Genomic DNA, 24,698 nt, shown 5'->3' on the forward strand with positions numbered 1-24,698 from the left:
CTATTCTTCCGCTTCCGCCTTTTCCCGTTCCGCCCGCTCGCGCGCGGTGCGCGCGGCGACGAGATCGGCCGGCTGGGCATTGCCGCGGATCAGCGAACGGCCGGCATAGATGCCGCCGACGACTTCCATGGCGAAACGCTCCTCGTCGCGGTCGCGGAATTCCTCCACCAGGCGGGCGGCGTCTTCCCGCTCCTCGCCCATGGCGCCCAGCACTTCCTCGCTGAAATTCAAGGCTGATTCCAGCGTCTCGCGAATCTGGTAGTCGACGCCAGCCTTCAGAAGATCGATCGCATGGCCGCGGTCATAGGCACGGGCAAGCACGGGAACCAGCGGGAATTCATGCTTGACGATTTCCGCGATCCGCACGGCCGCGTCCTTGTCATCAACGCAGATAAGCACGGCCCGCGCCGTGCTGGCGCCCGCCGCATGCAGGATTTCCGCCCGCGATCCGTCGCCATAATAGACCTTGAAGCCGAACTCCGCCGCATCGCGCACGAAGTCGGCATCCTTGTCGATCAGCGACAGCGTATAACCGCGCGCCAGAAGCGGCTGGCTGACGATCTGGCCGAAACGCCCGAAGCCGATCAGCAGAATGCTGCCTTCGACATTCTCAGGCACATCGAGATCGTCGGTATTGGGAACCGCCGCCGGCACCAGCCGGTCATGCAGGATGACCATCAGCGGCGTCAGCACCATGGAAATGATGATCGTCGCCGTCAGAATGGCGTTGGCCTCCCGGTCGAGAATGCCGGCGCTGACGGCGGCGGAATAAAGCACGAAGGCGAATTCGCCGCCTTGCGCCATCAGCACCGCCCGCTCGAGGCTTTCACGCCGCGTGGTGCCGAGCGCCCGCGCCACGCCATAGATCAGGAAGGCTTTCAGCAGCATGTAGCCCGCGACGCTGACGACCACGAGCTGCCAGTTGGCGGCAATGACGGCAAGGTCGATCGCCATGCCGACGCCAAGGAAGAACAGGCCGAGCAGAATGCCGCGAAACGGCTCGATATCCGCCTCCAGCTGATGACGGAAGGATGATTCCGACAAAAGCACGCCGGCCAGAAACGCCCCCATGGCCATCGAAAGACCGCTGACCTGCATTAGCAGTGCCGACCCCAGCACCACCAGCAACGCCGCGGCTGTCATCACCTCGCGCGCGCCGGAGGCCGCCAGCAGGCGGAAGAACGGGTTGAGCAGATAACGCCCGGCGAGGATGAGTGCACCGACAGCGGCAAGCGCGATGCCGATCGAAAGCCAGCGCTCGGAGGCGGTCACATGTTCCCCACCCGAACCGAGAAAAGCGACGAGCGCCAAGAGCGGCACGATGGCGAGGTCCTCGAATAGCAGGATGGCGACGATGCGCTGCCCTTTCAGGCTCGACATGCTGTTGCGTTCCTGCAGCATCTGCATGACGATCGCCGTCGAGGTCAGCACGAAGCCAGTACCGGCAACGAAGGACATGATGACGGGAAAACCGAGGCTGACACCCACCAGCGTCAGGCCACCCATGCAGACCAGAACCTGCAATGCGCCGAGCCCGAAAATATCCTGCCGCATCGACCACAATCGCGACGGCTGCATTTCAAGACCGATGATGAACAGGAACATCACCACGCCCAGTTCGGCGACATGCAAGATAGCCTGCGAATCGGAAAAGAAACCGAGGCCATAAGGCCCGATCACGAGGCCGGCGGCCAGATAACCCAGCACCGAGCCGAGGCCGATGCGCTTGAAGATCGGCGCGGCGATAACGCCCGCCGCCAACAGCACGACCACCTGGGCCAGATCATTTCCGTTCGCTTCTACAGCCACACGCCACCCCGTTTTAATAGTGAGACGAGAGCTTTGCCCTCGCCTGATTATCCGCAATGCGTAAGAAGATTTCCGCCGTCATGCCGGACTTGATCCGGCATCCAGCCACGGCGAGGGTGCCTCCCCCGGTATTTTCTCTACCGGAAGCGCGGCTCCCTGCTCAAGCCCTTCTCCGCAAGCTGCCGCTCATAATCGGCAAACAGCGCGTCGCCGGTTTCACCCAGCTCCTTCAGATATTTCCAGGTGTAGATGCCGCTATCGTGGCCATCGTCGAAAACGATGCGAACCGCATAATTGCCGGTGGCGACCATCGAACGGATCGTGACATCGCGTTTGCCGGGCACCGTGACCTTTTGTCCCGGCCCGTGGCCCTGCACTTCCGCCGAGGGCGAAAGCACCCGCAACATCTCGGCGCCAAGCCGGTAAATGCTTCCATCGTCGAAGGAAACGGTCAATTCCCGCCGGTCTTTCGACACAAGCAGCTCGGTCGGCCAGGCATCACTCATTTTTCACTTCCGCAGGCTCGTCATATGCGTCAGAATTACGGACTTGCCTCACGATAGGCAAGCCACTACATCAGCTATAAGCCACATAGTCGGCCCCGTGTGTCCGGCGCGTGACGCGGTGAGGATGGAGACGTGAACAGTTTTTCCGGCTCGCTTGAAAAAGCGAAAACCCTGACGGAAAACAACGCCCCGATGGTGGACCCTTTCGGCCGCGCCATCACCTATCTGCGCGTCTCCGTGACCGACCGCTGTGATTTTCGATGCACCTACTGCATGTCCGAGCAAATGACCTTCCTGCCGAAGAAGGACCTGCTGACGCTCGAAGAACTCGACCGGCTCTGTTCCGTCTTCATAACGCGCGGCGTGCGCAAATTGCGGCTGACCGGCGGCGAGCCGCTGGTGCGCAAGAACATCATGTCGCTGGTGAGGAACCTTGGTCGGCATGTCCAAAGCGGCACGCTCGATGAATTGACGCTGACCACCAACGGCTCGCAGCTTGCGAAATTCGCAGCCGAACTTGCCGATTGCGGCGTGCGCCGCATCAATGTCTCGCTCGATACGCTCGACCGGGATAAATTCCGCCAGATCACCCGCTGGGGGGATATCGACCGAGTCATGGAAGGGCTCGATGCCGCGCAAGCAGCGGGCATCAAGGTCAAGCTCAACGCTGTGGCTCTGAAGGATTTCAACGACGCCGAAATGCCGGAACTGATGCGCTTTGCCCATGGCCGCGGCATGGACCTTACCGTCATCGAAACCATGCCGATGGGCGAAATCGAGGAAGACCGCACCGACCGCTACCTGCCGCTCTCGCAGCTGCGCGCCGATCTCGAACAGAACTTCACCCTTGTCGACAGCGACTTCCAGACCGGCGGCCCCGCCCGTTACGTGACGGTGAAGGAAACCGGCGGCAGGATGGGCTTCATCACGCCGATGACCCATAATTTCTGCGAAAGCTGCAACCGCGTTCGCCTCACCTGCACCGGCACGCTTTATATGTGTCTCGGCCAGGACGATGCCGCTGATCTGCGCACGGCGCTGCGCGCCTCCGACAGCGACGCCTATCTTTCCACCGCCATCGATGAAGCCCTGCTGCGCAAGCCGAAGGGGCATGATTTCATCATTGATCGCACCCATAACCGTCCCGCCGTCTCCCGCCATATGAGCGTGACTGGCGGCTGAGGCCGGCTGAACTTCTTTCTCGTCCACCCACCCATATAAACGGTTGAATTGCCAGCTCTACCGTGCCACGTCTCTATGCATGGAGGAATGCGTGGTCGTGCCTGGGAGGCTGCCCACTTCGCCCGGCAAGGGCGGCGGGATACTGCGCATGGTCTGGGATATTTGGGAATGGCATTGACGGACAATACGCGCGGCGCACTTTTCATGGCGCTCGCAATGGCAAGCTTCACGGCCAATGATGCGCTCACGAAGTCCGTCACCCCCTACATCAATACCGGCCAGATCATGTTCGTGCGCGGTATCATGACCGTGGTGCTGATCTATATCGCCGCCCGGCATTTCGGGGCGCTGCGGCCGCTGAAGACCCTGCTGCGGCCCATCATCATCCTGCGCTGTCTCTGCGAGGTGACAGCCGCCGTGCTTTATCTGACGGCGCTCGGCCTCATTGAATTCTCCAACGCATCGGCCATCCTGCAATCCCTGCCGCTGGTGGTGACGCTGGGGGCTGCACTTTTCCTGCGCGAGCCGGTCGGCTGGCGGCGCTGGGTGGCCATCATCGTCGGTTTCATCGGGGTGCTCGTCATCATCAGGCCGGGTCCTGAAGGTTTCACCCCGGGCGCGCTGCTGGTCGTCGCATCGCTCGCCGTCACCGCCGCGCGTGATCTCCTGACCCGGAAAATGTATGCCGATGTGCCCTCGCTCGCCATCACCGTCATCACCGCCTTCGTCAACATGGCGGTGGGCGGACTTCTGATCGTGCCATTCGGCGGCTGGCAGCCGATGAATTTTACGATCGTGTCGCATCTGGCCGGTTCGGCCATTCTGGTGATGGTCGGTTATCAGGCCATCATCCTGTCGATGCGAACAGGCGAAATCTCCTTCGTCGCACCCTTCCGTTACACCGGCCTGCTCTGGGGTTTCATGATCGGTGTGTTCTTCTTCAACGAAAAAATCGACAGCTACACCATCATCGGCGCCATGATCGTCATCGGTTCGGGCCTTTATACCTTCTATCGCGAAAGCCTGCGCAAACGCTCGCAGATGGCCAAGCGCGCGGCCGCGACACCCACGGCCGCAACCACGGTACGACCGGCTTCCGTTACGAAAGCTACCGTAACGGAAGAGGCTGGAGAATAACATGAAGAGCAGCCGTTTCCTCGACCGCACCACCCCGCCCCACATCATCACGCTTGTGGTCATCGCCGGCGTCGCGGCGCTGTGCATGAACCTGTTCCTGCCTTCGCTCTCCGCCATGGCGCTTTATTTCGAGATCGATTACGCGGTGATGCAATTTGCCGTGTCGGGTTATCTTGCCGCCACCGCCTTGCTGCAACTGGTCATCGGCCCGCTCTCCGATCTCTTCGGCCGCCGTCCTGTGATGCTGGCCAGCATCGCGATCATGATCGCCGCCACGCTGGTCTGCATGTTGGCCTCCGATATCACCGTTTTCATGATCGGGCGCGTGGCGCAGGCGGCCGTGGTTTCCGGCTTCGTGCTCGCGCGCGCCATCGTGCGCGACATGGTGCCGATGGAGCAGGCCGCCTCGATGATCGGTTATGTGACCATGGGCATGTCCGTGGTGCCGATGGTTGGCCCCACCGTCGGTGGGCTGCTGAACGACTTCTCCGGCTGGCAGTCCAGCTTTGCGCTGCTTGCGCTTCTCGGCGCCGGCATTCTGGTGCTCGCTTGGTTCGATCTCGGCGAAACCAATCAAAGCAAGTCGGCGAGCTTTTCGCAGCAGTTCCACGCCTGGCCGGAGCTTCTGCGCTCGCCGCTGTTCTGGGGTTATGCGCTGACCTCGACCTTCTCGTCAGGCATGTTCTTTTCCTTCCTCGGCGGCGCGCCCTTCGTCGGCAGCGTGCTTTACGGGCTGACACCCGCCATGCTCGGGCTGCAGTTCTTTTTCATGGCCAGCGGTTACATGCTCGGCAATTTCGTCTCCGGCCGTTATGCCAGCCAGATCGGCATCAGCAGAATGATGCTGTCGGGCAATGTCATCGCCATCGCCGGCATCGTCACCGCCATCGCGCTGATAACGGGCGGGGCCGAAAGCGCCTATGCGTTTTTCGTGCCGCTTGCCCTGATCGGCGTTGGTAACGGTGTCACGCTGCCCAGCGCCAATGCCGGCATGGTCAGCGTCCAGCCGCATCTGGCAGGCTCCGCCTCCGGGCTGGGCGGCGCCATGACCATCGGCGGCGGGGCGGCGCTTTCGGTGCTCGCCTCCTCGGTCCTGTCCAAGGAGGACGGAACCTGGCCGCTTCTTATGGTGATACTGGCGACCGGCCTTGTCGCCCTTCTCACCACCTATGTCGTAAGGCTGCAGGAACAGCGGCAATGATCGCCCCTCCCCGAAAAATACCCGGTCTCGTGCCCCCTGGTCTCATATTGGCCGGCGGGCTCTCGCGCCGCATGGGCAGCAACAAGGCAATGGTGACGCTGGGCGATGCGCCGCTGCTTTCCCATGTCATCCGCCGCATTACACCGCAGGTCTCAGACGTCACCATCAATGCCGCCATCACCGACAAAGGCAGCTGGGCAGAAGGGTTCGGCCTTCCGCTTTTGCCAGATACGCTGAACGGCCATGCCGGGCCGCTTGCGGGCGTTCTTGCCGGCATGCGGCATTTTCGCGATAGCGAGGCCGCCGGCGGCCATTTCCTGACAGCGCCCGCCGACTGCCCGTTTTTCCCCGACGATCTCGTGGCGCGGCTTTGCGAGCACCTCTCGGACGATGCGATCATCATCGCCGCCTCCAGCGGCCAGCTTCACCCCGTCTTCGCACTGTGGCCGGTGGCGCTTGCCGACGATCTCGAGGACTGGCTGAAGAACGATACAAACCGCCGCATCCGTGCCTTCCTCGCCCGCCACGTCACCATCGGCGTGGCGTTCCCGCCGCTGGAAACGGCCAGGGGCAGCCTTGACCCGTTCTTCAACATCAACACGCCGGATGAACTGGCGCTGGCGCGCAGCCATCTGGAGACTATGGAAACATGAGCAAGCAGAAGGTCTTCGGCATTGCCGGCTGGAAAAATTCGGGCAAGACCGGGCTTGCGGTGCGCATCGTCACCGAATTGACGGCCCGTGGCTACCGTGTCTCCACCATCAAGCACGCCCATCATGATTTCGATATCGACAAGGTCGGCGCCGATAGCTGGCGTCACCGCCAGGCCGGCGCACACGAGGTCACCATCGTCTCCGGCACCCGCTTCGCCATCATGCATGAGCTGCGCGGCGAACCGGAGCCCTCGTTCGAGGACATCCTCTCCCGCCTCGCCCCCTGCGATCTGGTGCTGATCGAGGGTTACAAATACGAGCCCGTGCCGAAGATCGAGGCGCGCCGACTGGAAGCGGCAAAAACCGAACCGCTCGCGCCGCTCGACCCGCATATCGTCGCGATTGCCGCAGATCATGAGGTGGCGGACACTGCCCTGCCCGTTTTTGATCTCGATGATACAGGTGCCATTGCCGATTTCATCGAGAGGACGGTTGGATTGGTGAGGGGATAATTGCCCCTGGAACTGGGGGACGATTACCGAGCCGACAATAAAAATGAAAAAGCCGGGCTCATCACCCGGCTTCATCATTCCTTGAGAACGCAATACCTATTCAAGGAAACCTGATGGGTTCACCGGCGTCGCATCCTTGCGAACTTCGAAGTGAACCTGCGGACGCTTGGCGCTGCCAGTCATGCCTGATGTGGCGATGGTCTGGCCACGCTGAACCTTCTGGCCGCGCTGTACGTCGAGATTGGCGGCGTTGCCGTAAACCGTGACTTTGCCGTCGTCATGGCGGACCAGCACCGTGTTGCCGAGCTGCTTCAGGCCGTTGCCGGCATAGATGACCACGCCGTTTTCAGCGGCCTTGATCGGCGTGCCCTCGGGAACCGAGATGTTGATGCCGTCATTGCGGCTGCCTTCGACATTGTCACCGAAATTGTTGATGACCGCGCCGCGAACCGGCCAGCGATATTTGCCGATGCCGGTGGATTCCGGAGCGACGGACGCCATGTCGGCCTTCTTCTCGATATCACTGACGCTGGCGGTGGCCGGTGTTGCGGGCACAGAGGTGGCGGGAGCAGCAGCCGGGGCCTTATAGGGCTCGGGCTTCACCGATGCGGTTTCGACGGCCTTGACTGCAGCAGCTTCCTTGGCAGGAACGGAGGCGGTCTTGATTGCATCCGTGCCGGCACCCGGCATGTTGAGCGTCTGGCCGACACGAATGCTTTCGGTGGAAATGCCGTTGGCGGCCTTGAGAGCGGCAACCGAGACACCGTTTGCACGGGCGATCTTGGCCAGGCTGTCGCCCGGCTGAACCTTGTAACCACCGGTCGGCGGCAGCGGCTTGCCGCCCGGAGGCGTCAGCTTGCCGGCTTCGGCGGAAAGCTTGTCACGGGCGGCGGCCTGCGACGGCAGCACGGCCACATTCCCATCCGGGGCACGCAGCGGTGTCGGCTGGTCGCCATTGCGGTTGAGAGCGATATTGCCGGCGGCATCCTTGGCGGCGTTGCGGGCCTGACCGAATTTCGGAATGAGGATCGACTGGCCAGCCTGCGCCGAAGACGCGGTTTTCAGGCCATTGACCCGCAGCAGTTCCTTTTCCGGCACGCCGTAGCGGTTGGAAATGGTCGCAATGCTTTCGCCGGGGCGCAGCGTGACCGAAGACGCGCCGTCCGTGTGCCAGCCGTTCTTGTCGGAACGAACCGTCGCGGTCGTCAGATTGTCGGTTGGCGCGGCGGCCTGCCGGGCAGGTGCCGCAAGAGACGGCGCGGCTGGGCGCTGGGCCGACGGGAAAGGCTGGGCCATGGCTTCGTTGCGGGTCGACGGATCGCGGCTTGCCACCGCCGTCGGCGCCGACAGCTCGGAGCGCTGCACCGGCGAGGCCGAAGCGCGGGCGGTCGAAGGCTGAACGCCGCCATAACCACCGGATTGCTGCGGATAGGAATTGCCCGCCATGTTCTGATTGGCGTATCCGCCCTGCGGCGCGGCAGAGGCGTAACCGCCGTTCATGTCGCCCTGCGGAACCGGGGCCTGCCCATAAGCACCGCCGCCCTGACGGGCTGGAATTGACGCCGTTGTCATCCGATCCGGTCCACTGGAAAAGAGGCCGCTGAACCGCGTTGCATCCGAGCTACAGCCCGTTGCGACGCTTGCCAGCAATGCCGCTGCGAACATTTTTGCGACTGATTTTCCGATTTTAGACGAATGTCTCATACGCATGACTCGATCTACACTGACGCCAACCCGCCGCATCGAGATCGACCCGGCACAAATTTCACTTCTTGCAAGGCCCATTTCCCGAGGTGGGGAAAACCATGCGTCGATGTTTATGATTAAAGCGCGTTAGTGTTACCACGCCGTTAAAACGTTAAGCCGCTCAGCGCTTTTTTGACACTTCGATAACCATGACGAAAACTGGATGCGTCATGTCGAGACAATAATGATATTGAAAATCAGATAGTTGCGACAATTCAGAACATTAGAAGACAAAAATGAATTGCCTTCAAAATTTTCATTTCGTCACAAATGCCGCGCAATATGGCTGCCGAGTGGCAGATACGGCGTCTCGAACAGCTCTTCCTTCTCGAAGCGGCTGCCGGTCTTGGAGAAGCGGGTCATCACGCAGCGCTCATCTTCCAGGATGATCGGCGCGATCATCATGCCGCCGGAAACGATCTGCTCGGCAAAGAAGCGGGGCATAGTGGTGAAGGCGGCGGTGGAGACGATACGGTCGAAGGTGCCCTCACCCACCAGACCGTTGCTGCCATCCGCCTGGCGGATGACGACGTTGCGGATGGAAAGATCGTCGAGACAGTTCTGCGCCTGCTGCACCAGCGTCTTGTAACGCTCCAGCGAAAACACCCGCTCCACCCGGCGCGCGATGATCGCCGTCATGAAACCGCTGCCGGTGCCGATCTCAAGCACGCGCTGGCCGGGTTTGAGCTGCAGGCGGGCAAGGATTTTCACGGCCATGTCCGCGCCTTCCATGAAGGAACCGCAGTCGATCGGGATCGTGCGGCTGGAATAGGCGTCGGCCGCAAATTGCGGCGGCACGAATTTGGAACGCGGCGTCTGCTCAACCGCCGTCAACAGGTCGAGATCGGAAATCCCCTCGCCCCGCAGGCGGAGAACGAGAGCGGCAAAACCTTCCTTTTCGACCATGGCAGATTTCAATCGGCGACTCCGAATCCAAGCGCTTGCGCAACCCGATCCTTGACCGTGTAGTCCGTCAGGTCAAGCTTAAGCGGCGTGACCGAAATCTTGCCGTGCTTCAAAGCGTGGATATCCGTGCCCTCGCGGAAGGTACCGAGGCGTTCGCCGAAGCGTAACCAGTAATAAGGAAGACCACGACCATCCTGGCGTTCTTCCACCGTCAGGCCGAAATCGAGCTTGCCCTGCCCGGTGACTGACACGCCCTGCACATCCTTTGGCGCACAATTGGGGAAATTGAGGTTGAGGAAGGTGCCGTCAGGCAGATCGACATTCATCAGCTTGCTCAGAAGATCCGGCGCATAGGTCTCGGCAACCTCCCACGGCACGACACGGCCTTCGCCGTGGCTGAAGGCCTGGCTAAGCGCGAAGGAGCGCACGCCTTGCAGCGTGCCTTCGATGGCGCCGGCAATGGTGCCGGAATAGGTCACGTCATCGGCCATGTTGGCGCCGGCATTGACGCCAGAGAGCACGAGATCGGGCTTTTCCGGCAGGACTTCGCGAATACCCATGATGACGCAATCGGTCGGCGTGCCACGCAGCGCGAAATGCTTGTCGGAAACCTTGCGCAGCCGCAGCGGCTCGGAAAGCGTGAGCGAGTGTGCGAGACCGCTCTGGTCGGTTTCCGGCGCAACGATCCAGACATCGTCAGACAGCGTGCGGGCGATACGCTCCAGCACCGCCAGACCCTCGGCATGGATACCGTCGTCATTGGTCAGCAAAATCCGCATGTTTCTCTCTCCGCTCTTTATGTCTTCAGGGACGGAGCATCCTCTCCTCCGGCGGTGAAGTGTGCAGTTCTCTCAACGTCATCCTCGGGCCTGTCCCGAGGATCTAATCACGTCTCAATAAATCGACAGGTTGCAGATCCTCGGGACGGGCCCGAGGATGACGTCGGCGTAATTGGCAGAACTCGCCCTTCCAATAACGCTGCGCTCCTTCAAGCCGCCTTCTCGATCCGCGTCAGACCGCCCATATACGGCAGCAGCACGTCCGGAATTGTGACGGAACCGTCGTCGTTCAGGTAATTTTCGAGAACCGCGATCAGGCAGCGGCCGACAGCCGTGCCGGAGCCGTTCAGCGTGTGCACGAACTTCGTCGCCTTGTCGTCCTTGCCGCGATAACGCGCATTCATGCGCCGCGCCTGGAAATCACCGCAGACCGAGCAGGAGGAAATTTCACGATAGGTGTTCTGGCCGGGCAGCCACACTTCCAGATCATAGGTCTTGCGGGCGCCAAAGCCCATATCGCCGGTGCAGAGCGTCAGGGTGCGGAAATGTAAGCCCAGACGCTTCAGCACTTCTTCGGCGCAGGCCGTCATGCGCTCATGCTCGGCAACGGCACTTTCCGCATCGGTGATGGAGACAAGCTCACACTTCCAGAACTGATGCTGGCGCAGCATGCCGCGCGTGTCGCGTCCGGCCGAGCCCGCTTCCGAACGGAAGGACGGTGTGAGCGCGGTGAAACGCAGCGGCAGTTTTTCCTGCTCGAGAATTTCGCCCGATACGAGGTTGGTCAACGTCACTTCCGCCGTCGGGATCAGCCAGCGGCCATCGGTGGTCCTGAACAGGTCCTCGGCGAATTTCGGCAATTGCCCGGTGCCGAACATCGCCTCGTCACGCACCATCAGTGGCGAAGAGACTTCGGTATAGCCGTGTTCGCGGGTGTGCAGGTCGATCATGAACTGGCCGAGCGCCCGTTCCAGGCGCGCCAGCTGGCTGGTCAGCACCGTGAAACGCGAACCGGAGAGCTTGGCCGCCCGCTCGAAATCCATGTAGCCGAGCGCTTCACCAATCTCGAAGTGTTCCTTTGCCGCGTGGTTCCAGCCGGGCTTCTGGCCGGTGACGCGGGTCACCACATTGTCATGCTCGTCCTTGCCGTCAGGCACATCGTTGAAGGGCATGTTCGGCAGGCGCGACAGGGCGTCGTTCAGCTCGGCGGAGACCTGACGGTCCTCCTCCTCGGCGCGCGGCATGTTTTCCTTGATGTCGGCGACTTCGGCTTTCAGCTTTTCCGCCAGTTCCATGTTCTTCTGCGCCATGGCGGCGCCGATTTCCTTGGAGGCGGCATTGCGGCGGGACTGCATGTCCTGCAGGGACTGGATGACGGAACGGCGCTTTTCATCGAGAGCGATCAGACCTGCCGCCGCGGGCTCTACGCTGCGCCGTGCAAGGGCCGCATCAAAAGCTTCGGGGTTTTCGCGTATCCATTTAATGTCGTGCATCGTCGTTCCAGACCGTTGTTGCATCGTCGCGTTTTACAGCAAAACGCCGGGAATGAACCCGGCGCGAGGATTTTTTGAGCGGTGAGACCTTCAGAAAAATCAGGTCTCTTCCAGCTCCGTGCTTTTGGATTCCGCCGCACGTTTCCTCTCCACGAGTCGAGCCATGTAGATGGAAATCTCGTAGAGAATGATCGCAGGCAGCGCAAGACCGATCTGGGACATGGGGTCCGGCGGCGTCAGCACGGCGGCGACCACAAAGGCCATGACGATGGCGAATTTGCGCTTTTCCCTGAGCCAGTCGCTGGTCAGAAGCCCGACGCGCGCCAGAAGCGTGGTGACGACCGGCAACTGGAATACCAGACCGAAGGACATAACCAGCGTCATGATGAGGCTTAGATATTCTGACACCCTCGGCACCAGCGAAATCGCCACCTCGCCTGTCTCTGGCAATCTCTGCATTCCGATGAAGAACCACATCATCATAGGAATGAACATAAAATAAACCAGCGCGGCGCCGATCAAAAACAGAATCGGCGAAGCGATCAGAAACGGTAAAAAGGCCGCTCGTTCGTTTTTATAGAGGCCGGGAGCGATGAATTTGTAGAGCTGGGAGGCGATCACCGGAAAGGAGATCACCAACGCCGAGAACATGGCGACCTTAATCTCCGTGAACAAGAGTTCTTGCGGCGCGGTATAGATCAGCCCGGATTTCGACACATCAAGACCGGCCCATCCGATAGCCCACTTATAAGGCAGGACAAGCAGGTTGAAGAGGTGCTTGGCGACGGCGAAACAGGCGATGAAGGCGATAAAAAACGCGCCGAGCGACCAGATCAGCCGCGTGCGCAGTTCCATCAGGTGTTCGATAAGCGGCTGCGGCTTGTCCTCGGTATCCCCGCTCATGCTTCATCCTTTTTGGGCTTTGCAGCCTTGGTTCTCGCCGCTTTTACCGGCTTCGCATCAGCCACCGCCACGGATTTTTCGGCCGCGATCTTCTTGACGGTCGCCTTTTTGGCGACGGCCTTTACGGTCGGCTTCGGGACGGCCGGTTCACCGGCATTGGTGGCGACGGTGGTTTCCGGCGTTGCCACGGCCTTGCTGCGGCTCACACGTTTCGGCGTGGCGGCAACCGCTTCGGCCTCGACGGTGGCAATCGATTTCACCCGTGCGCGTTTCGGTTTCTCTGCCGCGACCGCGGCTGCGGCAACTGGAGCCGGTGCTGCGACGACGACTGGCGGCGTATCCGGAAGCTTCATATCCGGCTCGGGCACGCTGACCAGCGGCGCAACAGGCTCACTCGTGGCCGGTGCTGCGGTGGACGACAGCCCATCGGAAGGGCTCGTCGCCTTCTGCAGATCGGACTTGATCTCATTGCCAAGCTGGCGAAGCGGGTTCATCGCATCGCGCAGCGAGTTGGTCGGGTTGAGATTGCGGACATCGGAGATGGTCTGGCGCACATCGTCCATGTCGGCCTCTTTCAGGGCCTCATCGAACTGGGTGCGGAAATCCCCCGCCATCTTGCGAAGGCCGGCCATCGTCTTGCCGAAGGCGCGGATCATGGGCGGCAAGTCTTTCGGTCCGACAACCACGATCAGCACGACCGCAATCACCAGAAGCTCGCTCCAGCCGATATCTAACATCAATATGCTCCCGAGACCCGAACGCCAGTCTCACAACAAACGGAACAGGCCGCTTACTTGATCTCGTCAGCCTTGTGGTCGACAGTCTTGGCATTCGCGTTGGCATCGGCCGGCGGCGGCGTCTGGTCTTCGTCAGCCATGCCCTTCTTGAAGCTCTTGATGCCCTTGGCGACATCACCCATCAATTCCGGAATCTTGCCGCGTCCAAAGAGGACGAGAACGATCACCAGCACGATGAGCCAATGCCACACACTAAAAGAACCCATAACTGCAACTCCTGAATTTCGCTTTCAGACGATGTAAGACGTTTGAAAGGCTTTTTCAAACGACAAATCGTCACTGCGACGGGCCGTGCCCATAAACTTTTCGCGTGTATCCCGTGGGCCTATGACGATATCAATCGTCACCATCGCCGCCACCCGGCGCAAGGAGGCCCAGTTCCTCCAGATCGAGCTGCGTGATCGGGTCTTCATCCTCACGCAATTCGTCGCTCATCATCGGCAGAGGCACGCCGAAATTGGACGGTATACGGCCCGAAAGCAGCCCCGCTCCCTTCAGTTCCTCAAGGCCCGGCAGATCCCGTAACTCCTCAAGGCCGAAATGATCGAGAAACTCCACCGTGGTGCCGATCGTCACCGGCCGGCCCGGCGTACGCCGACGACCGCGGAAACGCACCCAGCCTGCCTCCATCAACACGTCGAGTGTGCCGCGTGAGGTCTGCACACCACGGATTTCCTCGATCTCGGCGCGTGTCACCGGCTGATGATACGCGATAATCGCCAAAACCTCCAGCGCCGCGCGTGACAGCTTCTTCGGTTCCTTCTCCTCCGTACGGATGACGAAGGAAAGATCACCCGCCGTGCGGAACGCCCATTGCCCGCCCGCCTGCACGAGATTGACACCACGCTCGCCATAGGCAGCTTTGAGCCGGTGCAGAATGGCGACAATATCCATGCCGCGCGGCAATCGCTCGGCAATAAAAGCAACGGAAACCGGTTCGGCCGAGGCGAAAACCAGCGCTTCTGTGATCCGCTCGGCCTCCTTCAGCTGGCGTTCGGAAAATACGGTGGGTTCTATTCCCACCCCATCTGTCACGATCGTTGCTTCGGCTGTCTCATCGTTATCAATCACTGTCAGCCCTCTCGGCATTCACCGCACGGTCGTCCCTTGTGCCACGGCGCATATAGAGGGGCTGGAAAGCGCCCTCCTGCCGGATTTGCAGCGATCCCTCGCGCACCAACTCCAGCGAGGCGGCAAAGGCGCTGGCGATGGCCGTCACCCGCATGGCGGGATCGGGCACATATTGCAGCAGATATTGATCGAGCACCGTCCATTCACCGACATCTCCGAGGAGACTGTTGAGAAGCTCGCGCGCCTCCACCAGCGACCAGACCTGCCGTTTTTCGATCGTGACCTGGGTGATGGCCTGCCTCTGCCGCAGATTGGCATAGGCGCTCAGAAGGTCGTAGAGGTTCGCCTCGTAAGCCGAACGGTTGATATGCGGAATATGCTCCGGGGCACCACGGGCAAAGACATCACGGCCAAGCTGGGCACGGTTGACGAGGCGTTCCGCCGCCTCGCGCATCGCTTCCAGGCGTTTGAGCCGGAAGGCCAGCGTCGCCGCCATTTCCTCGCCGGACGGGCCGTCGTCCTTCGCCTGCTGCGGAATGAGCAGTTTGGATTTGAGAAAGGCGAGCCAGGCCGCCATGACCAGATAATCGGCCGCAAGCTCGATGCGCACGCGGCGTGCGCTTTCCACGAATTGCAGATATTGCTCGGCAAGCGCCAGCACCGAAATGCGCGACAGATCAACCTTCTGGGTGCGGGCAAGGTGCAGCAGCAGATCGAGCGGGCCTTCAAAACCCGCGACATCGATGACCAGCCCGGCCTCGCCCGTCAGCCGCTCCGGCGTCACATCCTGCCAGAGCTTGTCCATCGGCGTTGAATTGCGAGACTTGTCTGCGGCCATTGTTCCATCCGCCGGATGTCCGGCCTGTGATCCCGAGTGGACGACCGCCGCCCGATCGTCAGGAAACGGCCCACATGGCGTTGAATTCGGCTCTCAGTTCCGCCTCGTCAGACGGGTCGGCGGCGGGAAAACCCGCTTCCACGGCCCGCACCCGCTCCAGCGAACGGCCGGAAAGAACGGGAACCTCCTTCACGACTTCAAGCATTTCACCCATCACGCCATTGCAATGCAAGACTATATCGCAGCCACCCGCAACAATATTCGCAGCCCGCTCGCCGAGCGTGCCCTTCAGCGCATTCATGGAGCTGTCGTCGGACATCAGCAGACCGTCAAAACCGATGCGGCCGCGAATGATCTCATCGATCACCTTCTTCGACGTCGTCGCCGGCCGCTCGCGGTCGACGGCGTTAAAGACGAGGTGCGCGCTCATCGCCATCAATTCATGCTTCAGGGCCCGGAACGGCACGAAATCACGGGCATCCAGCTCATCAAGCGGCACATCGACTACAGGCAGTTCGTGGTGCGAATCGACCATGCCGCGACCGTGGCCTGGCATGTGTTTCATGACAGGCAGCATGCCGCCCGCCTTCAGCCCGTCGGCCGCCGCCTGCCCCATCTCGGCTACCATGGTCGGCGAGTAGCCATAAGCGCGGTTACCGATGACGTTGCTGGCGCCTTCCACCGGCACGTCGAGCACCGGCAGGCAATCGACATTGATGCCGAATTTCATCAGGTCAAAGGCATGCAGGCGCGACATCAGCCAGGCGGCGCGCAGGCCTTCTTCGCGGTCGCGCTCGTAAATTTCACCGAGAATGCGGGCATTCGGATAGGCCTGCAGGATCGGTGGCTTGATGCGCTGAACGCGTCCGCCTTCCTGATCGATCAGCACTGGCGCGTCCGGCCGTCCAACGGCATCACGCATCGCGGCGACGAGATCGGTGATCTGCTGCGGCTCGCCAATATTGCGCCCGAACAGGATGAAACCCCAGGGCTGCTCGCCGCGGTAAAGGGCGATCTCGTCGGCAGTCAGCGAAAGCCCGCTGCATCCGAGGATCATAGCTTTGCAATCGGTCATGGTATCACGCCTGTCTTGGAATAGATGGGAAGAACTTTGCCTGCTCCTCGGCCGGTGCGAGGGCGGCGACGTTTAACGTTCGTCACCCCGGCCTCCGAGCCGGGGTCCAGCGCGATCAAGTCCTTGATCGCATAAGACTCGTCTCACGGCGCAGACGCGCCGTGGCTGGATGCCGGATCAAGTCCGGCATGACGGAGGTTAGGTGCTCCGTCACTGTTGTTAGACAATCAGCGCCGGGGGTACTCCCCCCGGCGCGTCTCTATTACCGCGCGACCAGGCAGCTGCCACCGGCTGAGCGGAACTTTTCGCACAGCGCCACGGCTTCGTTCTTGTCGCCGGCCGGGATACGGACGCGGTAGAACGTGCCCTTGCCGGCGATTTCGGCAGCCTTGATGTCGACGCCGCGTCCACCGATGACCGAGCCGAACTTGGCGGACATGTTCTGGTAGGACTTCTGGGCTTCGGCCTGGCTCGGCAGCGAGGCGATCTGGATATAATAACCACCGGCAGACGGCGTGCTGGTCGCAGCGGGTGTTGCCGCTGCGGTCTGCTGCTGTGCAGCCTGCGGCTGGGCAGGAGCGGTCGTCGCGGGGCGGACATTGCCCTGGTTGGTCACCGTTGCCACCACATTGGCAGGCTGCGAGGACGGGCGCGCCGCCGGAAGCGGTGCTGCCGATTGCGTAGACGGCTTGGCGGCGGCAGGCGTGTTGGCCTGCGGCTGAGCCTGCTCCGGCGCCACCGGAACCCGCGAAGCGGCGATGACGGCGGGAGCGCCCTCACCCGGCTTGGCGGCCTGGGGTGCTGCAAGCTCCGCGACCTTGTCGGCCTTTGGCGGCTGGGCAGCCGGTGCATCGACTTCCTGCGCCACCAGCGTACCGTCAGGCTTGACGATCATGGTGCGGACCTTGCGTGGCGAAACGCCTGTGGCACCAGCGCCCTCGTTCTGTGAGGCCTTTTCTTCCGGCGAAAGCAGGCGCGGATCCTCGGTCTCGCCAACCGGCGTGCCGGCTGCTTCCATATCCGCGTCGTTTTCGCCTTCCAGCGGCAATTGTTCGGGGATCAGCGTGCGCTGAACCACATCGACCGGTTTTTCGTTGCTGGAGATCAGCGCCGGCTGCTTGGGATCAGCAGCGGCGCCGCCGGCCACGCGGTCATAAACCGCCTTGTCCTGATTTGGTACGACGCGACCGCCCGGATTTTCCGGTACGACCTTCATCGGATCATTGTCAGCCGAGATGATGACCGGCGCGCCATTCGAGCCGGTGCCCGACGAACCGCCTGACACCAGCGCGTAAACGCCGCCGCCGATCAGCACCAAACCGATTGCAGCTGCCACCGGCATGATCCAGCGGCGACCACCGCGTTCATCCTCATCGCGATAGGCGGCCTGATGATCGACATAGGTTTCGGCATCGCGGGGGGCATTGCCACGGGAAGCGGCAGCCTCCTGCATGGAGCGGCGGAAATCCTCTTCCAGCGCCCGCTCGAACTCATCGGCCTCTTCCGGAGCCGGCGCAGGGCGCGCCTGGGCGGCACCGCGGTTTTCCGCATGTTTGTGACGGTCAAGACCACCGGCGACTGCGGGCGCAAACAGCGTCGCAAGCTCGGTATCGATATCGAGATCTTCCTCGTGACGGCGAGCGGCCGGCTTGGGCTCGAAAACCCCGACCGGCAGTTCCGGCACATCCATCTCGATGATGGTTTCCGGATGCTCTTCCGTCTCGCCGATCTGCGACGGATCGAATGGCAGGCTTTCCAGCGTCTGCGGCACGGCCGGCTGCGCGGCAACAGGGCGCGGCTGAACCGGAGCGGCAACGACCGGCGCTGCGGCGATCGGAGCGGCGGCAACAACGGACGCGGGGCGCGGCTGCGGCGCAGGCTCGTGCCTCACCGGCTGCGGCGCAACAGCAGCAATCGGCGCGGCAGGCTGCGGACGCACGGGCTGCGGCGCGGGTGCAACCTCCGCCTCGGCGATTTCGGAAAGATCCAGATCAAGGTCGAGATCATCAAGCGCAAGCTCGAAATCATCATCATTGAAGCCGGCGAAATCCGCGAAATCCGGTTCCTCGATGGGCGACGCGGGCGCGGCGGCGGCAACTGTTACTGCCTTCGCGGGCGCTGCGGTAAACACAGGCGGCTCGACTTTCGCAGCCGGAGCCGCGGGTTCGGTCTTGACGGGCTGCGCCTCACCGCGCTCGGGAATGGAATATTGCGCAACGCCGTAAATCAGCTCATCCATCGGCGAGAGATTTTTTGCGGCCGGCCTCTCGGCAATTGCCGGCGCCAGCGGTTCTGCGGCAGGCGTGAACACCTCGGCGACCGACGGGGCAAAGGATGGTGCGGTCTCTTCGGCCTGAACAACAGCAGGAGCGGGCTCGACCTGCGGTTCAACCCGCGACGCAGCCGGGTAAAGTTCGGATCGCGGTTCGACCCGTCGCGGATCGACGGCCGAAACATCACGGCGCGCGCCGAAATTGGCGAGCGGCAGCCTCAGGCTGGAAAATTCCAGCGAAGAACGGCCGCCATGCGACGGAGGACGGACCGAAACCGGCGCGGGCGCTGCTTCCGCAACGGCACTCTCCACCTCGTCAGCGAGATCGAAAGCCTGCGGCTCCGGTGCGTAGGCGTGAGCATCGGCAGAAATATTGCTGGAAACATCGGCCGGGAGTTCCGGCATGGCATGCCATTCAGGCTGGGACGGCTCGATGGCCTGCGGCTCTTCCCATGCAAGCTCGGGGGCGACCTGCGGGGCGGCCTGCTGATAGACAACCGGCTCGGCAGCGCGCGGCTGGCGCGAATGCACATCAAAAACTTCCGCCACCGCACCGGCGTCGTCACGGAAATCCGCGCGAATATCCTGCTGTCCGGATGTTTCGACGTAATTGTGGATATAGGCCTGATCGACCTCGGGAAGCGGCTCCTGCCTCACCTGCGGCTGCGGCGTGGGTTCGGCCATTGGCGCAAGCTCGGGCTCGCGACGGGCGAAAACCTCCTCGACGCGCTGCATGAAGTCGGTGGGGTGGATGCCCGCACGAACATCGTTTGCCGGATCAAGAACGACCGGATCGGCGTGCGGCGCATCGTAAACCTCAAATTCACGAAGCAGCTCGTCTTCGAGATTGAATTCGGGTTCGCGGCGGACGACCGGCGATGCAGCGCGTGGCTGGACCTCGGAACCCGCATGCGAAGGACGATCGTCAAAGCCGACGATACGCGCCAGTTCTGCCAGAGGATCGTTGTCAGCGAAGCCTTCGGACCGGGCGTCCCGGTTATACGCGACATTTTTTTCGACCATTACGTGTTCCACCATCTACGCATTGCAGCTCTTGCCAGCGTATTGTGAGCAAATAATGGTGATATGTTATCGCATTTCGTCAGGTGCGTCCGCTCCTAAAAGCGTAAGGCCGGACTTCAAAACATTCGCGACAGCATTCACCAGCCCGAGTCTGGCAATGCTCAATTCTCGGTTTTTATCGTTAATAAAACGTAATTCCTGCTGGTCTTTGCCTTTGTTCCAGTGTCCATGGAAGGAACCGGCGAGATCATAGAGGTAAAAAGCAAGCCTGTGCGGCTCATGCGAAAGGGCCGCGGATTCGATCAGGCGCGGATATTCGGCGAGCTTCGCAACCAGCTGCAACTCGTTGATATCGCTAATTAAAGCAACAGACGCCGCCATGTCTTCGGCAGACGGCGCAAGGCCCGGAAACGCCTCTTGCGCCTGACGGAAGATCGACTTGCAGCGGGCATGCGCATATTGCACGTAAAAGACCGGATTATCCTTCGATTGTTCGGTCACTTTCGCGAAATCGAAGTCCAGCGGCTCGGAATTCTTCCGATAGAGCATCATGAATCGCACGGGATCGCGACCCACTTCGTCGACAACATCGCGCAGCGTCACGAAGTCGCCGGAGCGTTTCGACATCTTCACCGGCTCGCCGTCACGGAACAGCTTGACGAGCTGGCAGAGCAGCACCGTCAGCTTCGACTTGCCTTCGGAGACGGCGCGCGCGACGGCTTCCAGCCGCTTCACATAACCGCCATGGTCGGCGCCGAGCACATAGATCATCTCGGAAAAACCACGGTCGAACTTGTTCTTGAAGTAGGCGACGTCGGCGGCGAAATAGGTGTAGGAACCATCCGACTTCATCAGCGCGCGGTCCATGTCGTCGCCCACTTCCGTAGAGCGGAACAGCGTCTGCTCGCGGTCTTCCCAGTCGTCAGGCAATTCGCCCTTCGGCGGCGGCAGCGTGCCCTTGTAGACATGGCCCTTGAAGGTGAGATCGTTGATCGCCGAAAGGATCGGGCCGCCATTGCCCTCATGCAGCGTGCGCTCCGAGAAGAACACGTCGTGCCGCACATTGAGCAGCGCAAGATCCTCGCGGATCATCACCATCATCGCGTCGATCGCCTTGTCCTTGACGATCGGCATCCACTTTTCTTCGGGCATGGCGCGCAGCTTGATGCCAAATTCATCCGCCAGCGCCTGGCCGACCGGAACGAGATAATCACCGGGGTAGAGACCGGACGGAATGGAGCCGATATCCTCGCCCAGCGCCTCGCGGTAACGCAGGAAGACGGAACGGGCCAGCACGTCGATCTGCGAGCCGGCATCGTTGATGTAATATTCCTTGGTGACGCCGTAACCTGCGAATGCAAGCAGGTTCGCCAGCGTGTCACCCACGACAGCACCACGGCAATGGCCGACATGCATCGGGCCGGTCGGGTTGGCGGAGACATATTCGACATTGATCTTCTGGCCGGCGCCGACGGTGGAGCGGCCGAAATCGACGCCCTGCCCGATCATGTCGGCCAACAGACACTGCCAGTAACCGACGGAAACCTTGAGATTGATGAAGCCGGGACCCGCGACATTGACGCCGTCGACATCGCCATCCGCCTGGAGTGCAGGCACGATAAGTTCGGCAAGCGCGCGCGGATTGGTGCCAAGAGGCTTCGCCAGCACCATGGCTGCATTGGTTGCGACATCGCCATGGCTGAGATCACGCGGGGATTCGACGGTAATTCGACTGAAATCGACCTTTTCGCGGTTCTCTTTCACGAGATCGAGGGTCTCGAGCGCGTTTTTGATCCTGGTATCGAAATCGGCAAAAATGTTCATCGTTCCAACCTGCGCGAAGGGCTTCTGTTTGTCTCGGTCGTCATAACCGGGTGGCTTCGCGATCGCCCGCTGCCCTATCGCAAATCGGGAGTGTGGTCAAACAGCCGCTGGTGGGCGCGCAGTGCATAACTGTCGGTCATGCCCGCCAGATAATCGCCCACATGCCGGGCCTTCGCGGCCACGCTCATGCCGGAAATGCTGTCCACCCAGTAGTGGCTCTGCATCTCCGCCGGCGTTTCCATATAACGGTGGAAAAGATCAGTGACGATCTGCGTGGCGCCGGCGCGGATGCGCATGATTTCCGGATGGCGGTAGATATGGCCGAACAGCAGCTTCTTGATCTGCCGGTCGGTTTCGGCCATTTCGGGCGAAAACGTCGCGACGGTGAAATCGGCGGCGCGGATATCGGCCGCACTCTGCGGCTTGAGCCGGGCGAGATTCTGCTGCGCGACACCAATCACGTCTTCCACCATATGGGTGATCTGCCGGCGCATGATTTCGTTGGCGAAACGCTCCTTGTCTAGCACGGGATATTTACCCCGCACCTCGGCCATCAGCTTGCTCAGGAACGGCACTTCCTCCAGCATCTCGAAGGTGAGATAACCGGCGCGCAGACCGTCATCTATATCGTGGGTATTATAAGCGATGTCGTCGGCAATCGCCGCCACCTGCGCTTCAAGGCTGGCATAGCTGCCGATCTCGAGATCCTGCAACTCGCAATATTCGAGGATGGGCAGCGGAACCGGCCCTTTTATCCCCTCCCCCTTGGCATCCACCAGCGGGCCATTGTGCTTGACGAGGCCTTCCAGCGTCTCCCAGGTCAGGTTGATGCCGTCATATTCGGCATAACGGCGCTCCAGCTTGGTGACGATGCGCAGCGACTGGGCATTGTGGTCGAAACCGCCATAGGGCAGCAAAACCGCATCCAGCGCGTCTTCCCCGGTATGACCAAATGGCGTGTGGCCGAAATCATGCACCAGCGCCACGCCTTCGGCCAGATCCTCGTCCAGCTTCAGCGCGCGGGCGAGCGCCCTTGCGATCTGCGCCACCTCGATGGTGTGGGTAAGCCGCGTGCGATAGTGGTCGCCGTCAGGGCTGATGAAGACTTGCGTCTTGTGCTTCAGGCGGCGAAAGGCCGTTGTGTGGACGATGCGATCCCGGTCACGCTGGAATTCCGAGCGGGTGAGGCTTCCGGCTTCGGGAAAAAGACGCCCGCGCGTCGTCCATGGATCCGAGGCGAACACCGCCCTCTCCCCACTTCCGAAACCCAATGCGCGCTGGTCTATGATCATACATTCACCTGTTGTCTTCTCCGGCCGTGGCATCCTTTTGGGCTCGGCCATTGACCTTTTCATTCACCCTTCATACCTATCGCAGAGGTCAGCGCAAAGCGTCATCGCCGCGTGGACCGCCTTCCACAGGCTATAGACCGTTAATTTGACCGGTTTATAATGGTGGCAACGAGATTATTGCTCTCCGGTTCTTGACCCCGGCAGGAGAAACGACATGGAAAACAGCGACATTACCCTTTCGGAAGCAGCGGCGAAGCGAATCGCGCAGATCGTCGCCGCCGATGCCGGCAAACAGGCGCTGCGCGTCTCCGTCGAAGGCGGCGGCTGCTCGGGCTTCTCCTACAAGTTCGATCTGGCCGAAAACCCGGCCGATGACGACATCGTGATCGCCCGTGGCGACGCCAAAGTGCTGATCGACAGCATGTCGGTCATCTATATGGCCGGCTCCGAAATCGACTTCGTCGACAATCTTCTGGGCCAGTCTTTCCAGATCAAGAACCCCAATGCGGTGGCCAGCTGTGGCTGCGGGACGAGCTTTTCCATTTGATTAGGAATGACGCGCGGACCGTGCGTCAAACGCTTCCGGTATTAAGTAGCTCGCCATTTTTCCCCTCCCTCATCCCTGTGCTTGTCACAGGGATCCAGCCGACGCGCGTCTGCGCGGCGAGAGAGTCTTTTCCAGCCCAAGGACTTTGGCTGGCTGGATTCCTGTGACAAGCACAGGAATGAAGGAAGAGAGAACTCCGCCATTCTCATCGCTTTCCACCACATCCTCGCCACCACCTTCCAAAAACGGTAGCAATCGGTTTTGCATCGGGTAAAAGTACCCCCACAAAAGGGAAACTCCGATGAAGATTGCCACCTGGAACATCAATGGCGTCAAGGCGCGTATCGAAAACCTCTGCCAGTGGCTGAAGGACTCCTCGCCTGACATCGTCTGCCTTCAGGAAATCAAGTCGGTCGACGAGGGTTTTCCCCGGCTGGAGATTGAGGCGCTCGGTTATCACATCGAAACCCACGGCCAGAAGGGTTTTAACGGCGTCGCCCTGCTCTCGAAAGTGAAGCCGGACGAGGTCAATCGTGGCCTGCCGGGCGATGATGCCGATGAACAGGCCCGTTTCATCGAAGGCGTGTTTTCCGTGGAAGGCGGCGCGATCCGCGTCTGCTCGCTTTACCTGCCAAACGGCAATCCGCCCGACGATCCGGTCAAATATCCCTACAAGCTTGCCTGGATGGAGCGCCTGCGGCGCTTTGCGGAAGATCGCCTCGCCATGGAAGAGCCGCTGATCCTTGCCGGCGACTACAACGTCATTCCCGAACCCTTTGATTGCCACGACCCACGTGTGTGGGAAGGCGACGCATTGTTCCTGCCGAAGACCCGGGCGGCCTTCCGCAAACTGGAAAATCTGGGCTTTACTGACGCCGCGCGTGCGACGACCGACGCGGCAGGACTTTATTCCTTCTGGGATTATCAAGCTGGCGCATGGCCGAAAAACAATGGCATCCGCATCGATCATCTGATGCTGTCAGCGGAGGCAGCCGACAGGCTGCACTCGGTCGAGATCGAAAAACATGTTCGGGCCTGGGAAAAACCGTCCGACCATGTGCCGGTCTGCGGTTATTTCGATTTCAGCCCGGTCAACTGACGGGACGTCTGCGGGCGGGAAAAGCCGCCCCGA

22 protein-coding genes are annotated in these 24,698 nt (G+C 61.2%); 7 read left to right on the top strand and 15 right to left on the bottom strand.

What is annotated here, in order from left to right; genetic code table 11:
• Both NYR50_RS06595 and NYR50_RS06600 read right to left on the bottom strand, forming a co-directional pair.
• Positions 1-1,809 carry a monovalent cation:proton antiporter-2 (CPA2) family protein gene (locus tag NYR50_RS06595; RefSeq protein WP_418137150.1) on the bottom strand — a complete coding sequence of 603 codons (1,809 nt, stop codon included), beginning with the start codon at positions 1,807-1,809 and terminating at the stop codon, positions 1-3.
• A gap of 137 nt (positions 1,810-1,946) precedes the next feature.
• Positions 1,947-2,315 (bottom strand): gamma-butyrobetaine hydroxylase-like domain-containing protein, encoded by a 369-nt coding sequence (locus NYR50_RS06600; protein ID WP_080808588.1) that lies wholly within the window; start codon positions 2,313-2,315, stop codon positions 1,947-1,949.
• A gap of 132 nt (positions 2,316-2,447) precedes the next feature.
• On the opposite strand from NYR50_RS06600, the gene moaA reads away from it, so the two are divergent.
• The 5 genes from moaA to mobB all read left to right on the top strand — a co-directional run bounded on the left by moaA (position 2,448) and on the right by mobB (position 7,000).
• A complete protein-coding gene (gene moaA, locus NYR50_RS06605) occupies positions 2,448-3,497 on the top strand; it encodes a GTP 3',8-cyclase MoaA (RefSeq protein ID WP_418137151.1) in 1,050 nt (349 codons plus the stop codon).
• A gap of 168 nt (positions 3,498-3,665) precedes the next feature.
• Positions 3,666-4,634, top strand: coding sequence for a DMT family transporter (locus NYR50_RS06610; protein WP_418137153.1), 969 nt, complete (start codon positions 3,666-3,668; stop codon positions 4,632-4,634).
• A 1-nt stretch (position 4,635) separates the two neighbouring features.
• The gene (locus tag NYR50_RS06615) at positions 4,636-5,835 is read left to right on the top strand and encodes a multidrug effflux MFS transporter (protein WP_418137154.1); all 1,200 of its coding nucleotides are present in this window, start codon (positions 4,636-4,638) and stop codon (positions 5,833-5,835) included.
• The gene (mobA, locus tag NYR50_RS06620) at positions 5,832-6,488 is read left to right on the top strand and encodes a molybdenum cofactor guanylyltransferase MobA (RefSeq protein WP_418137155.1); all 657 of its coding nucleotides are present in this window, start codon (positions 5,832-5,834) and stop codon (positions 6,486-6,488) included. The genes NYR50_RS06615 and mobA overlap by 4 nt, the downstream gene beginning before the upstream one ends.
• Positions 6,485-7,000: a molybdopterin-guanine dinucleotide biosynthesis protein B gene (mobB, locus tag NYR50_RS06625; protein WP_418137156.1), complete on the top strand. Its 516-nt coding sequence runs from the start codon at positions 6,485-6,487 to the stop codon at positions 6,998-7,000. The genes mobA and mobB overlap by 4 nt, the downstream gene beginning before the upstream one ends.
• Positions 7,001-7,096: 96 nt before the next feature.
• On the opposite strand, the gene NYR50_RS06630 is transcribed toward mobB, so the two are convergent.
• From NYR50_RS06630 to NYR50_RS06690, 13 genes are all read right to left on the bottom strand, one after another.
• Positions 7,097-8,665 (bottom strand): peptidoglycan DD-metalloendopeptidase family protein, encoded by a 1,569-nt coding sequence (locus NYR50_RS06630; protein ID WP_174008627.1) that lies wholly within the window; start codon positions 8,663-8,665, stop codon positions 7,097-7,099.
• Between the two features lie 345 nt (positions 8,666-9,010).
• Positions 9,011-9,664 (bottom strand): protein-L-isoaspartate(D-aspartate) O-methyltransferase, encoded by a 654-nt coding sequence (locus NYR50_RS06635; RefSeq protein ID WP_035215918.1) that lies wholly within the window; start codon positions 9,662-9,664, stop codon positions 9,011-9,013.
• The gene (gene surE / locus NYR50_RS06640) at positions 9,661-10,431 is read right to left on the bottom strand and encodes a 5'/3'-nucleotidase SurE (RefSeq protein WP_174008628.1); all 771 of its coding nucleotides are present in this window, start codon (positions 10,429-10,431) and stop codon (positions 9,661-9,663) included. Before surE ends, NYR50_RS06635 begins: the two co-directional genes overlap by 4 nt.
• A 209-nt stretch (positions 10,432-10,640) precedes the next feature.
• Complete coding sequence (gene serS, locus NYR50_RS06645; protein ID WP_418137158.1) at positions 10,641-11,924, bottom strand: serine--tRNA ligase; 1,284 nt, start codon at positions 11,922-11,924, stop codon at positions 10,641-10,643.
• A gap of 99 nt (positions 11,925-12,023) precedes the next feature.
• Positions 12,024-12,827: a twin-arginine translocase subunit TatC gene (tatC, locus tag NYR50_RS06650; protein ID WP_418137159.1), complete on the bottom strand. Its 804-nt coding sequence runs from the start codon at positions 12,825-12,827 to the stop codon at positions 12,024-12,026.
• Positions 12,824-13,564, bottom strand: a complete 741-nt coding sequence (gene tatB / locus NYR50_RS06655; protein WP_418137160.1) for a Sec-independent protein translocase protein TatB — start codon at positions 13,562-13,564, stop codon at positions 12,824-12,826. The genes tatC and tatB overlap by 4 nt, the downstream gene beginning before the upstream one ends.
• 53 nt (positions 13,565-13,617) lie before the next feature.
• Positions 13,618-13,830: a twin-arginine translocase TatA/TatE family subunit gene (locus tag NYR50_RS06660; protein ID WP_006314389.1), complete on the bottom strand. Its 213-nt coding sequence runs from the start codon at positions 13,828-13,830 to the stop codon at positions 13,618-13,620.
• Positions 13,831-13,960: 130 nt separating this feature from the next.
• A complete protein-coding gene (gene scpB, locus NYR50_RS06665) occupies positions 13,961-14,695 on the bottom strand; it encodes an SMC-Scp complex subunit ScpB (protein ID WP_418137161.1) in 735 nt (244 codons plus the stop codon).
• Positions 14,688-15,533, bottom strand: a complete 846-nt coding sequence (locus NYR50_RS06670) for a segregation and condensation protein A (RefSeq protein ID WP_418137162.1) — start codon at positions 15,531-15,533, stop codon at positions 14,688-14,690. Before NYR50_RS06670 ends, scpB begins: the two co-directional genes overlap by 8 nt.
• Before the next feature lie 58 nt (positions 15,534-15,591).
• Entirely contained in the window at positions 15,592-16,608 is a 1,017-nt protein-coding gene (nagZ, locus tag NYR50_RS06675) for a beta-N-acetylhexosaminidase (RefSeq protein WP_418137163.1), read from the bottom strand.
• Between the two features lie 262 nt (positions 16,609-16,870).
• Positions 16,871-19,903 carry an SPOR domain-containing protein gene (locus NYR50_RS06680; protein ID WP_418137164.1) on the bottom strand — a complete coding sequence of 1,011 codons (3,033 nt, stop codon included), beginning with the start codon at positions 19,901-19,903 and terminating at the stop codon, positions 16,871-16,873.
• A 66-nt stretch (positions 19,904-19,969) separates the two neighbouring features.
• Positions 19,970-21,727, bottom strand: coding sequence for an arginine--tRNA ligase (gene argS, locus NYR50_RS06685; protein WP_418137165.1), 1,758 nt, complete (start codon positions 21,725-21,727; stop codon positions 19,970-19,972).
• 74 nt (positions 21,728-21,801) lie between these two features.
• Complete coding sequence (locus NYR50_RS06690) at positions 21,802-23,019, bottom strand: deoxyguanosinetriphosphate triphosphohydrolase (protein ID WP_418137166.1); 1,218 nt, start codon at positions 23,017-23,019, stop codon at positions 21,802-21,804.
• A 214-nt stretch (positions 23,020-23,233) separates the two neighbouring features.
• Between NYR50_RS06690 and erpA the strand changes: the two genes are divergently transcribed.
• Complete coding sequence (erpA, locus tag NYR50_RS06695) at positions 23,234-23,566, top strand: iron-sulfur cluster insertion protein ErpA (protein ID WP_010971818.1); 333 nt, start codon at positions 23,234-23,236, stop codon at positions 23,564-23,566.
• 301 nt (positions 23,567-23,867) lie between these two features.
• The gene (gene xth / locus NYR50_RS06700; RefSeq protein WP_418137167.1) at positions 23,868-24,665 is read left to right on the top strand and encodes an exodeoxyribonuclease III; all 798 of its coding nucleotides are present in this window, start codon (positions 23,868-23,870) and stop codon (positions 24,663-24,665) included.
• Positions 24,666-24,698 lie beyond the last annotated feature (33 nt).

The organism is Agrobacterium sp. El2ro-1b (assembly GCF_048298475.1).
Taxonomy (GTDB): Bacteria; Pseudomonadota; Alphaproteobacteria; order Rhizobiales; family Rhizobiaceae; genus Agrobacterium; species Agrobacterium fabrum.

Bases quoted from the DNA above. Each gene is read 5' to 3' on its own strand.
- NYR50_RS06600 (WP_080808588.1), bottom strand. From the start codon at position 2,315: ATGAGTGATGCCTGGCCGACCGAGCTGCTTGTGTCGAAAGACCGGCGG.
- NYR50_RS06610 (WP_418137153.1), top strand. From the start codon at position 3,666: ATGGCATTGACGGACAATACGCGCGGCGCACTTTTCATGGCGCTCGCA.
- NYR50_RS06615 (WP_418137154.1), top strand. From the start codon at position 4,636: ATGAAGAGCAGCCGTTTCCTCGACCGCACCACCCCGCCCCACATCATC.
- mobA (WP_418137155.1), top strand. From the start codon at position 5,832: ATGATCGCCCCTCCCCGAAAAATACCCGGTCTCGTGCCCCCTGGTCTC.
- mobB (WP_418137156.1), top strand. From the start codon at position 6,485: ATGAGCAAGCAGAAGGTCTTCGGCATTGCCGGCTGGAAAAATTCGGGC.
- NYR50_RS06630 (WP_174008627.1), bottom strand. From the start codon at position 8,665: ATGTTCGCAGCGGCATTGCTGGCAAGCGTCGCAACGGGCTGTAGCTCG.
- surE (WP_174008628.1), bottom strand. From the start codon at position 10,431: ATGCGGATTTTGCTGACCAATGACGACGGTATCCATGCCGAGGGTCTG.
- serS (WP_418137158.1), bottom strand. From the start codon at position 11,924: ATGCACGACATTAAATGGATACGCGAAAACCCCGAAGCTTTTGATGCG.
- tatC (WP_418137159.1), bottom strand. From the start codon at position 12,827: ATGAGCGGGGATACCGAGGACAAGCCGCAGCCGCTTATCGAACACCTG.
- tatB (WP_418137160.1), bottom strand. From the start codon at position 13,564: ATGTTAGATATCGGCTGGAGCGAGCTTCTGGTGATTGCGGTCGTGCTG.
- NYR50_RS06660 (WP_006314389.1), bottom strand. From the start codon at position 13,830: ATGGGTTCTTTTAGTGTGTGGCATTGGCTCATCGTGCTGGTGATCGTT.
- NYR50_RS06670 (WP_418137162.1), bottom strand. From the start codon at position 15,533: ATGGCCGCAGACAAGTCTCGCAATTCAACGCCGATGGACAAGCTCTGG.
- nagZ (WP_418137163.1), bottom strand. From the start codon at position 16,608: ATGACCGATTGCAAAGCTATGATCCTCGGATGCAGCGGGCTTTCGCTG.
- NYR50_RS06680 (WP_418137164.1), bottom strand. From the start codon at position 19,903: ATGGTCGAAAAAAATGTCGCGTATAACCGGGACGCCCGGTCCGAAGGC.
- argS (WP_418137165.1), bottom strand. From the start codon at position 21,727: ATGAACATTTTTGCCGATTTCGATACCAGGATCAAAAACGCGCTCGAG.
- NYR50_RS06690 (WP_418137166.1), bottom strand. From the start codon at position 23,019: ATGATCATAGACCAGCGCGCATTGGGTTTCGGAAGTGGGGAGAGGGCG.
- erpA (WP_010971818.1), top strand. From the start codon at position 23,234: ATGGAAAACAGCGACATTACCCTTTCGGAAGCAGCGGCGAAGCGAATC.
- xth (WP_418137167.1), top strand. From the start codon at position 23,868: ATGAAGATTGCCACCTGGAACATCAATGGCGTCAAGGCGCGTATCGAA.